Genomic DNA, 10,720 nt, shown 5'->3' with positions numbered 1-10,720 from the left:
CATCAACCATGTCACATTTGTTCATGAATACGATGATGTAAGGGATACCAACCTGACGGCCTAGTAGGATGTGCTCACGAGTCTGAGGCATAGGGCCGTCAGTTGCAGCAACAACTAGGATACCACCGTCCATCTGTGCAGCACCTGTGATCATGTTCTTAACATAATCCGCGTGTCCTGGACAGTCTACGTGTGCGTAGTGACGTGCTGGAGTATCGTACTCTACGTGAGAAGTAGCGATAGTGATACCGCGCTCACGCTCTTCTGGAGCGTTATCGATAGATGCGAAGTCTTTAGCTACACCGCCATACACTTTAGCAAGAGTAGTACAGATAGCTGCAGTTAGAGTTGTTTTACCGTGGTCAACGTGGCCGATAGTACCAACGTTTACGTGCGGTTTCGTACGTTCAAATTTTTCTTTAGACATGAGTTGTCCCTCTAGGTACGGATTTTGGTGGCTTTGAAGACCACGTAACCAAAAAATCTTGGTAATAAAGCTTCCTTCAACCAATAAACATAGTTTAGGCAAAAGAAAGTATCAAAAGGAAATATTGCTTTGAGAGCTGGTGCTGATAGGCAGACTCGAACTGCCGACCTCATCCTTACCAAGGATGCGCTCTACCACCTGAGCTATATCAGCACTCTAAATGAGTTGGAGCGGGCAGCGGGAATCGAACCCGCATCATCAGCTTGGAAGGCTGAGGTAATAGCCATTATACGATGCCCGCAACACGTAACTCTGAGAGCTATTCCCTAAAGAATATGGTGGGGGGGGACGGATTCGAACCATCGAAGGCAGTGCCGGCAGATTTACAGTCTGCTCCCTTTGGCCACTCGGGAACCCCCCCAAATTTTACTTACCATTTTCGTCATCATTGCCCTAGGCAAAGTGAAAATGGTGCCGACTACCGGAATCGAACTGGTGACCTACTGATTACAAGTCAGTTGCTCTACCTACTGAGCTAAGTCGGCATAAGTGGAGCGCATTCTATTGAATGAATCTTTTCGATGCAACCGTTAAATTAAAAAAAAATCCGATTTTCACCACATTCTTTTTGTTTGACGACTTTTTGTACACATTTCGGGGAATTAGCATCAGCCCATTGCATGAATTATTTGATTTATCCCTTGCTTCAGGTATGTTCAGCACTCTGTCACTTTATTCCATGGTTAGGTTACCTATGAGTCCCTTTATGTCATTCAGTCGAGAGCAATGGTCAGCGCTTCGCAACGCCGTACCCATGACCCTCACAGAAGAAGACCTAAAAGAGCTTCAAGGCATCAATGAAAAGCTAACTATGCAGGAAGCCACTGACGTCTACCTGCCTCTTTCTAGGTTGCTTAACCTTTATGTTGCAGCAAGGCAGCGCCGTAACTCTGTACTTGGTGAGTTTTTAGGCAATACCGAACATACGCCGCCGTTTGTCATAGGCATCGCGGGCAGTGTTGCTGTCGGTAAAAGCACCACCGCACGTCTTTTAAAAGCACTATTAAGCCGTTGGGACAATCACCCAAAAGTTGAGTTGATTACCACTGACGGCTTCTTGTACCCGAATAAGACGCTACTCGAAAAGGGGCTGATGGGTAAAAAGGGCTTTCCAGAGTCTTACGATATGCGCCGCTTAGTGCAGTTCGTGTCCGATGTGAAAGCGTGCAAAAGAAATGTTCAGGCGCCGATCTATTCGCACATCACGTATGATATTACTGAGGAAGAAAAGGTCGTTGACCTTCCTGACGTGTTGATTATTGAAGGGCTGAACGTGCTGCAAAGCGGTATGGACTACCCACACGATCCACACCGCGTGTTCATCTCCGATTTTCTCGACTTTTCGCTCTATGTCGACGCAGACAGTGAGCAAATTGAGCAGTGGTACGTCAATCGCTTTATGAAGTTCCGTGAGGGTGCCTTTACTAAGCCTGGCTCTTACTTCAGCCACTATACCCAATTGAGCGCAGCAGAAGCCGAATCAAAGGCAAAGAACATTTGGGCGTCGATCAACGGCCTAAACCTGGTCGAAAACATCCTACCGACCAAAGAGCGCGCTCAGCTGATCTTGCAAAAAGGCGCTGATCACAGCGTTGAAACGGTGTATTTAAGAAAGTAAATAACAACTATGGTTCCTAAGCTCTAGGAACCATAACACCATTAAACATCAGCTTTTCGTAGCGAAATTTCACCGCCAACGTACGACTCAATCCCTCGCTCGGTTTCAAGCAAGACCGCACCTGTGGCATCAATACCTTGCACGATACCTTTTATCTCACGCTGACCCATGATGAGTTTCACTTCCCTACCTAAGAAGTTATCGTGCTGGTTCCAGCGCTCTACAAAACCATGCAAACCGCGCAGTTCATAATCTTCCAATGCCGCTTGCCACGCTTTAATAAACGCGACGACTAAATCATTACGGCTAAACGGTGTGTCTACCACTTCACTGAGCGATGTCCAAGGCTGATCGATACCCGTCACTTGCTCACTCATGTTGAGGTTCATACCCATGCCAATCACTAGGTTTGCTGCACCGCCCGCTTGACCCGACATTTCAACCAAAATCCCTGCTAACTTCTTATCTCGGTAGTACAGATCATTCGGCCATTTGAGCTTCACTCCCTCAATACCCAACTCTTGCAGCGCTTCGACTATAGCAACACCCACGACTAGGCTCAGCCCCATCGCCGCTGCCATACCCGCCTCTAAACGCCAGTACATCGATAGGTACAGGTTACTGCCAAACGGCGACACCCATTGTCTGCCGCGGCGTCCGCGACCTTTAGCTTGATACTCTGAGATGCAGACGCTACCAGAGTCTAAGGACTCTTGTTTGTCGAGTAGGTATTGGTTAGTTGAGTCTATGATTGGGATCAGCTCAAACGGTGTCGACACACTCTGTGCAAGGCGCTTTTCGCTCAATAGCTCCATCGGCTGAGCTAATTGATAACCTTTGCCCTGAACTCGGAAAATATCTACGCCCCACGCTTGAATGCCTTTAATGTGCTTACTCACTGCCGCACGCGAGATCCCGAGCTCTTCACCCAATGCCTCACCAGAGTGGAAGCCACCAGTGGCGAGCCTAGCGAGAATGGCCAGTTTCATTTGATGCTCTTTCATAGCACGTCCTTTAAATACACTTCATGGCTTGCGCCCATAAAGCGCACCTCATGCTCAAGTTCAACACCAAACTTATCAAGCACGTTTTGACGTACAAACGCCGCCAGACGCACCACATCGTCAGCAGTTGCATCATCATGATTAACCAGAACCAAAGCTTGGTTTGGGTGCACCATAGCACCACCAATTTGATGCCCTTTCAGGCCACATTGGTCAATAAGCCAGCCCGCCGCAAGCTTCATCCCATCCTCAGCTGGATAAGCCACAACCGCGTCATGTCTAGATTTAACTGAGGCATACAGGGCTTGGCTGATAATTGGGTTTTTGAAGAAGCTACCCGCATTCCCAGTAATAGCAGGATCAGGCAGTTTCTCTTGGCGAACCTTCACAACCACATCAAACACCTGCTTAGGTGTTACTGTGGTCAGATCCAGCGATTGCAAAGGTCCATAGCTAAGGTTCGGTCGCCACTGCTTATCCAGCTCTAGACCTATAGCAGTAACGATCGCTTTATCTTTCAACGCATGTTTGAAAATGGAATCACGATAGCCGAACTGACATTCATCTCGAGAAAGCCTTTTGACTTCGAACGTTTGCAAGCAAAGATAATCAACGTAACGACAAACATCTTTTAGCTCAATGCCATAAGCGCCAATATTTTGGATCGGTGCACTGCCCGAACAGCCCGGTATCAAGGCCAGATTTTCAATGCCTGCATAGCCATGCTCCACGCACCACTTCACCAGGTTTGGCCAATCTTCACCGCCGCTAATATGAAGCTTGTGTGTGGTCGCCGTATCGCTCACCTCAATACCGCTCAAGCGATTGATGATCACCACCCCTTCAAATGGTTCAGTGAACAGCATATTACTGCCCTTACCTAACATCAGTTTTGGTAGAGCTTGCCACTCTGGGCGCTGATAGACAGCAATTAAGTCTTCAACCGAGTGAACCTCGACTAAAGCGTGACATTGCTGACTAATACCAAAGGTGTGATACGGGCGGAGCTGAGCGTTGTTTTGAATTTGCATGGGCGTCGATTGATGGCTTACACTGCCGCTATTCTATCCTTTTGGAGTCCGAATTGGCTATGGATACGTTAAATTTCGGTGTGCTTGACCCGATAAAGCTCCCTATTGCAAAAAAACTCTACAAAGCGCACTACCCTGCTGGTAAGCCTAAAAGCGATGAACGCATACTGACGCTAAGTCGTAATCAAACCCTAAGTGCCTTGGTTCGATTTCGCACCATTGAGCAGTATCGTCTCATGACAGGCATGCTGGTTATCCCCGAGCAGCGAGGCTTGGGGTTGGGTCACCAACTGATGGCGCATCTGCAACAAACTGAACTCAATGATGGCGATTTTTGTTTCGCCCTGGGTCACCTTGAGAGTTTTTACGCACAGCATGGCTTTAAAACTCTAGCAGAAGAGGATCTGCCCAACCCACTTAAGCAGCTGTTTTGTCGCTATATTCAGGGTGGTAAGTCACTCGTTTCGATGCGTTACCTTGATCCCAGTTAAACTTATCAACGGTTTACTACCCATTAAGGACAAGAATTTGGTAAAATTCTAGGTTCGCAATTTTGCAATGACCAAAGGTACAGTCTCTACATGATGGCTTTTAGGAACTCTTTTGAACAGCTTCCCTCAATCGCGCAGGATCCGAGTAAACTCGATGTTTTGCTCTCTGCTAGCGACTATCGCGAACATATCATTCAAGCGATACGCGAAGCAAAGTCAAGAATCTACCTAGTCGCACTGTATTTGGAAGATGACGACGCAGGACGCCAAATTCTTAGCGAGCTTTATCAAGCGAAACAAAATAACCCAGCCCTGGATATCGCAGTCTGTGTTGACTGGCATCGAGCTCAACGCGGCCTTATTGGCGCTAAGCAATCTGACGGCAACGCGGTGATGTATCGCGAGTTTCGTGAAAAACACCAATACGGCGTCCCTGTCTATGGCATACCGGTTCGCGGCCGTGAAGTGTTCGGCGTGCTGCACCTAAAAGGCTTTATCATCGACGATACCGTCATTTATAGCGGTGCTAGTCTTAATAACATCTACCTAAACTACAAAGATCGCTATCGTTTCGACCGCTATCACGTGCTCGAAAACGCCAAGCTTGCCGACAGCATGGCAAACTTTGTGGCCACAGAGATGATCGCCAATCCAGCAGTCAATGACTTGTCACAGCCACAAAAGCCAACCACAAAAGAAATCAAAGCGGAGATCCGCCAACTGCGTGGTTCACTCTCTCAAGCACGTTACGAGTTTGATGCCGAGCCTGCGAATGAGAACCAAGTGTCGGTCACGCCGATTGTGGGCATTGGCAAACGCCGCAACAAGCTAAATCAGAGCATCAATCAGCTTCTTGCTAGCGCTAAAGACGAAATCTTTATTTGTACTCCTTATTTCAACTTCCCTAAATCGGTGGCGAAAGAGATCAAACGCGCGCTAAAACGTGGCGTCAAAGTACGTATTGTCGTTGGCGATAAAACCGCGAACGATTTCTACATTTCACCAGAAGAAGACTTTAAGACCATAGGTGGTCTACCGTATCTGTATGAAATGAACCTGCGCCGTTTCGCAAAAGCCAACGAAGCACACATTGCCAGCCGTAATCTGTGTATTCGCCTTTGGAAACACGATGCCAACAGCTTCCACTTAAAAGGCATTTGGGTCGATAAGCGCTACATGCTGATTACAGGTAACAACCTTAACCCACGCGCTTGGAGCTTGGATTTAGAGAACGCAATTCTAATTCAGGATCACTACTCGCACTTGGTTGAGAAGTTTGATGCTGAGATTGAGAATATTCTTGAGCATACTCAGTTGATTTGTACTTATAAGCAGCTTGAAAAAGTTGAGAATTATCCGCTGCCGGTGCAGAAATTGTTGAAGAAGATTACTCGGGTTAGGGCTGATCGGGTTTTGAAGCAGTTGCTTTAAGCCTAAGAGATTAAATAGCGCTACGATCACCTAAACTCCAGACACAAAAAAACCAGCCTATATCGGCTGGTTTTTTTCATCTAACGAAGCTTACGCTTTCGCTGGACGGCTCGCACGCTTACGTTCGTTCTCGGTAAGAAGCTTCTTACGAATACGAATGTTCTCAGGCGTAACTTCTACTAGCTCATCTTCATCGATGAACTCTAGAGCTTGCTCAAGGGTGTGCTTAATTGGTGGCGACAGAACCTGCGCTTCATCAGTACCTGATGCGCGAACGTTTGTCAGCTGCTTACCTTTCAAACAGTTTACTGTTAGATCGTTCGAACGGTTGTGAATACCGATGATTTGGCCTTCGTATACCTCATCAGCGTGCTCAGCAAACAAGCGACCACGTTCTTGTAGGTTAAACAGCGCGTAAGTCAGAGCTTTACCTGTTGCGTTTGAAATCAGTACACCGTTGTTACGTTGACCAATTACGCCGCCTTTGTGTGGGCCGTAATGATCAAAAGTATGGTACAGCAGACCTGAACCAGACGTTAGTGTAAGGAATTCAGTTTGGAAACCGATAAGACCACGTGAAGGCATCATAAAGTCCATACGTACACGGCCTTTACCATCCGGAGCCATGTCCGTTAGTTCACCTTTACGCAGACCGATGTTTTCCATGATGCCACCTTGGTGTTCTTCTAGAACATCAATGGTAACTGTCTCGTATGGTTCTAGTAGCTGACCATCTTCTTCTTTGATGATAACTTCAGGACGAGACACCGCTAGCTCAAAGCCTTCACGACGCATGTTCTCGATCAGGATAGATAGGTGAAGCTCACCACGACCTGAAACGCGGAACTTGTCTGGATCGTCCGTTTGTTCAACACGTAATGCTACGTTGTGAACTAGCTCTTTCTCTAAGCGCTCTAGGATGTTACGAGAGGTAACAAACTTACCTTCTTTACCAGCGAAAGGAGAAGTGTTTACTTGGAACGTCATAGTTACTGTAGGTTCGTCCACTGACAGTGGAGTCATCGCTTCAACAGTATTGACGTCACAGATTGTGTCCGAGATTTTCAGCTCACCAAGACCTGTGATCGCAATGATGTCACCTGCATTCGCTTGCTCAACTTCGTGACGGTCAAGGCCAAGGTAGCCAAGGACTGTACCAACTTTACCATTGCGTTTCTTACCGTCAGAACCAACGACAGTCACTTGCTGGTTTGGCTTAACAGAGCCGCGAGTTACACGACATACGCCAATGACACCCACGTATGAGCTGTAATCTAGCTGAGAAACCTGCATTTGCAGTGCGCCGTCAAGATCAACGTTTGGAGCATCTACGTTGTCAACGATAGCTTGGAACAATGGTTCCATGTTCTCGCCTTCTTCGCCTTCTTCTAGTGTTGCCCAACCATTAAGTGCTGATGCATAAACTACTTGGAAGTCCAATTGATCATCAGTTGCACCTAGGTTATCGAACAGGTCAAACACTTGGTCCATAACCCAATCTGGGCGAGCGCCCGGACGGTCGATTTTGTTGATAACAACAATCGGCTTAAGACCGTGAGCAAATGCTTTTTGTGTTACAAAGCGAGTTTGCGGCATTGGGCCATCTACTGCGTCTACGATAAGTAGTACAGAGTCTACCATCGACATAATACGCTCAACTTCGCCACCGAAATCCGCGTGTCCCGGAGTATCAACGATGTTGATGCGGTGATCGTTCCAGTTGATCGCTGTGTTTTTAGCAAGGATCGTGATACCACGTTCCTTTTCGATATCGTTCGAGTCCATAACTCGCTCTTCAGTTTCACCGCGAGACTCAAGAGTACCGGATTGCTGAAGCAGCTTGTCAACAAGGGTAGTTTTACCGTGGTCAACGTGCGCGATAATCGCAATGTTTCTTAACTTATCAATCTGTGGAGTTGACATAGATTTCTTTCACTCAGTCAAGAGTCGCCGCACGATAGCCGCTGACTCGATTAAAAAAACGCCCGCAATATACCAGAAATAACGAGAGTTGTGATCTTCTTCGTTGAAATCTTGCTTAAACATAGTCGCTTTAGACTGGTTTTGCCGTAAAACGACGCCATAAAGCGGTTGTTTCACCAAATCAAAGCATGACGAAAGCCAAGCTTCACGTATCGGTTGACAGGTGAGCCAAAACCATGCTGAATGTATGGGCTATTTGATTCAACTTGGTGCAAGAATTTAACATTGCACATTTATGGTGCAATCAATGATCATTTTGGTGCAAACGTTTGCTCCAATTTGGAACTAAGTTTTTTATAGCATTGAAAAATAACGGATTTATTTTTTGGCACGGTTCTGGCTTTATTAGAATCAGCATCGATTAACGCACTTCATTAAGCAGACGTTAATCAATGCCGATTAACACTAATCGAGCACTCAACCGCTTTAATAACACTGGAGGTTTTCCAAGATGTCAGTAGAAAATGTTCTATCGCTGATCCAAGAGAACGAAGTTAAATTCGTAGATCTACGCTTTACAGATACTAAGGGTAAAGAGCAACACGTTTCTATCCCTGCACACCAAGTAGACGCAGACTTCTTTGAAGAAGGTAAAATGTTTGACGGTTCTTCTGTTGCTGGCTGGAAAGGCATCAACGAGTCAGACATGGTGATGATGCCAGACGCAGCAAGCGCGGTTCTTGACCCATTCACTGAAGACGCAACTCTGAACATTCGTTGTGACATCCTAGAGCCTGCAACTATGCAAGGCTACGACCGTGATCCACGCTCAATCGCTAAGCGCGCTGAGGACTACCTACGTTCAACAGGTATCGCAGATACTGTTCTAGTGGGTCCAGAGCCAGAATTCTTCCTATTCGACGACGTTAAGTTTGCAACAGACATGTCTGGTTCATTCTTCAAAATTGACGACGTAGAAGCAGCTTGGAACACAGGTACTGATTTCGAAGGCGGTAACAAAGGTCACCGTCCTGGCGTTAAAGGTGGTTACTTCCCAGTAGCTCCAGTTGACTCTTCTCAAGACATCCGTTCAGCAATGTGTCTAGTTCTAGAAGAAATGGGTCAAGTTGTTGAAGCGCACCACCACGAAGTAGCGACTGCGGGTCAGAACGAAATCGCAACTCGTTTCAACACGCTAACGGCTAAAGCGGACGAAATCCAAGTTTACAAGTACGTTGTACACAACGTTGCTCACGCATTTGGTAAGACGGCAACATTCATGCCTAAGCCTCTAGTAGGTGATAACGGTTCTGGTATGCACGTTCACCAATCTCTAGCGAAAGACGGTGTTAACCTGTTCGCTGGCGACAAGTACGGCGGCCTATCTGAAATGGCTATTTACTACATCGGTGGTGTTATCAAGCACGCTAAAGCAATCAACGCATTTGCTAACGCATCAACTAACTCGTACAAGCGTCTTGTACCAGGCTTCGAAGCACCAGTTATGCTTGCTTACTCTGCACGTAACCGCAGCGCTTCTATCCGTATCCCAGTGGTACCAAGCCCGAAAGCACGTCGTATCGAGCTACGCTTCGGTGACCCATCTGCAAACCCATACCTATGTTTTGCAGCAATGCTTATGGCTGGTCTTGACGGTATCAAGAACAAGATCCACCCAGGCGAAGCAATGGATAAAGACCTTTACGATCTACCAGCTGAAGAAGCGGCAGAGATCCCAACAGTGGCTTACTCACTAAAAGAAGCTCTAGAGTGTCTAGACGCTGACCGTGAGTTCCTAACATCTGGCGGTGTATTCTCTGATGACTTTATCGATTCTTACATCGACCTTAAGTCTCAAGACGTAGAGAAAGTAAACATGACCACTCACCCACTTGAGTTTGAACTGTACTACTCAGTTTAATCGACAAAATGGCATGAATTTCATGTTTTCATAAATATTAGGCTCGCCTCGCAGGTGGGCCTTTTTTCTATTCGAAATCCTCTCCCTGCGCGTTAGCATAACCAAACTCTTTAAACGCTACCTAAGGTCTCTTGCATGGTTACCGCGCGGCGCACTGTCACTCATCTCGTTGCTTTACTGTGCCTGGTTGGCGTATTGAGCCTTGCTGGTCATCACGTTTCTGCCACCGATATTTATCATTGGAAGGACGAGCAAGGAAACATTCACTTTAGTGACTTTCCCGACAGCCCAAACGCGCAGGCTATATCGCTTCCAGACGTTCCTGCCCCCCCACAAGTCCTCAATGAGGCTCCTGTAGATTGGACATCAAGCCCGTATCTGGAGCAGAGTCAAAAGCAAGCAAGTACTAAGCTAGCGGTGGCTATAACGCGTCCACAGCATGATGCGACGCTGCGAAATAACTCCGGAGACTTCTCAGTCAGTGCCTCTATCTCAGGCTCTCTAACTGACATACAAACCCTGCAGCTTCTTCTCGATGGCAGGCCTTATGGCTCACCACAAACCACGGCGAGTTGGAGTTTGACCAACATAGATCGCGGTACTCACACCTTAACCATACAAGTGCAGCAAAGCGGCAAGGTAATTGCATCATCCAATACTATAACAGTGCATCTTCATCGTGCATCGGTGCAATAGTAAGCAGAGCCGCCCTAACGCTTTTACTCTAGTTTAAATTGCGCCATACTTAGCTTATGCAATGCACCATTTTAGTGCACAGGGCGACCCTCGCTCGTGCAGTGCACCAATATAGAAC

The 10,720-nt window shown here is 47.0% G+C and carries 9 protein-coding genes and 4 tRNA genes; 5 read left to right on the top strand and 8 right to left on the bottom strand.

Features of this window, described 5'->3' with window-relative positions; translation table 11 throughout:
- The 5 genes from L4C42_RS20540 to L4C42_RS20520 form a co-directional block, all read right to left on the bottom strand.
- The coding region (locus L4C42_RS20540; protein ID WP_429761691.1) for a GTP-binding protein at positions 1 to 427 on the bottom strand (427 nt) is incomplete at its 3' end.
- Positions 428 to 564: 137 nt separating this feature from the next.
- A tRNA-Thr gene (locus L4C42_RS20535) sits at positions 565 to 640 on the bottom strand.
- Between the two features lie 13 nt (positions 641 to 653).
- A tRNA-Gly gene (locus L4C42_RS20530) sits at positions 654 to 728 on the bottom strand.
- 35 nt (positions 729 to 763) lie between these two features.
- Positions 764 to 848 (bottom strand) — tRNA-Tyr (locus L4C42_RS20525).
- Positions 849 to 896: 48 nt separating this feature from the next.
- A tRNA-Thr gene (locus tag L4C42_RS20520) sits at positions 897 to 972 on the bottom strand.
- A 209-nt stretch (positions 973 to 1,181) separates the two neighbouring features.
- Here L4C42_RS20520 and coaA point away from each other — a divergent pair.
- On the top strand, positions 1,182 to 2,105 hold the full coding sequence (gene coaA / locus L4C42_RS20515) for a type I pantothenate kinase (protein ID WP_353497585.1): 924 nt from the start codon (positions 1,182 to 1,184) through the stop codon (positions 2,103 to 2,105).
- 41 nt (positions 2,106 to 2,146) lie between these two features.
- On the opposite strand, the gene birA is transcribed toward coaA, so the two are convergent.
- Together birA and murB are read right to left on the bottom strand one after the other, a co-directional pair.
- Positions 2,147 to 3,109, bottom strand: a complete 963-nt coding sequence (gene birA, locus L4C42_RS20510) for a bifunctional biotin--[acetyl-CoA-carboxylase] ligase/biotin operon repressor BirA (protein WP_429761690.1) — start codon at positions 3,107 to 3,109, stop codon at positions 2,147 to 2,149.
- Positions 3,106 to 4,140, bottom strand: coding sequence for a UDP-N-acetylmuramate dehydrogenase (gene murB / locus L4C42_RS20505; RefSeq protein ID WP_353497583.1), 1,035 nt, complete (start codon positions 4,138 to 4,140; stop codon positions 3,106 to 3,108). Before murB ends, birA begins: the two co-directional genes overlap by 4 nt.
- 59 nt (positions 4,141 to 4,199) lie before the next feature.
- Between murB and L4C42_RS20500 the strand changes: the two genes are divergently transcribed.
- Together L4C42_RS20500 and pssA are read left to right on the top strand one after the other, a co-directional pair.
- Positions 4,200 to 4,631, top strand: a complete 432-nt coding sequence (locus L4C42_RS20500) for a GNAT family N-acetyltransferase (protein ID WP_353497582.1) — start codon at positions 4,200 to 4,202, stop codon at positions 4,629 to 4,631.
- Between the two features lie 90 nt (positions 4,632 to 4,721).
- Positions 4,722 to 6,062 (top strand): CDP-diacylglycerol--serine O-phosphatidyltransferase, encoded by a 1,341-nt coding sequence (gene pssA, locus L4C42_RS20495; protein WP_353497581.1) that lies wholly within the window; start codon positions 4,722 to 4,724, stop codon positions 6,060 to 6,062.
- Positions 6,063 to 6,152: 90 nt separating this feature from the next.
- Here pssA and typA read toward each other — a convergent pair whose 3' ends face one another.
- Positions 6,153 to 7,985, bottom strand: a complete 1,833-nt coding sequence (typA, locus tag L4C42_RS20490) for a translational GTPase TypA (RefSeq protein ID WP_353497580.1) — start codon at positions 7,983 to 7,985, stop codon at positions 6,153 to 6,155.
- A 511-nt stretch (positions 7,986 to 8,496) separates the two neighbouring features.
- On the opposite strand from typA, the gene glnA reads away from it, so the two are divergent.
- Positions 8,497 to 9,906: a glutamate--ammonia ligase gene (gene glnA, locus L4C42_RS20485; protein WP_353497579.1), complete on the top strand. Its 1,410-nt coding sequence runs from the start codon at positions 8,497 to 8,499 to the stop codon at positions 9,904 to 9,906.
- 135 nt (positions 9,907 to 10,041) lie between these two features.
- Complete coding sequence (locus L4C42_RS20480; RefSeq protein ID WP_353497578.1) at positions 10,042 to 10,602, top strand: DUF4124 domain-containing protein; 561 nt, start codon at positions 10,042 to 10,044, stop codon at positions 10,600 to 10,602.
- Positions 10,603 to 10,720: the final 118 nt, after the last annotated feature.

This window comes from Vibrio wakamikoensis, from assembly GCF_050337275.1.
GTDB classification, from domain to species: Bacteria; Pseudomonadota; Gammaproteobacteria; order Enterobacterales; family Vibrionaceae; genus Vibrio; species Vibrio chaetopteri.
This window is presented reverse-complemented; position numbering and strand designations above follow the sequence as displayed.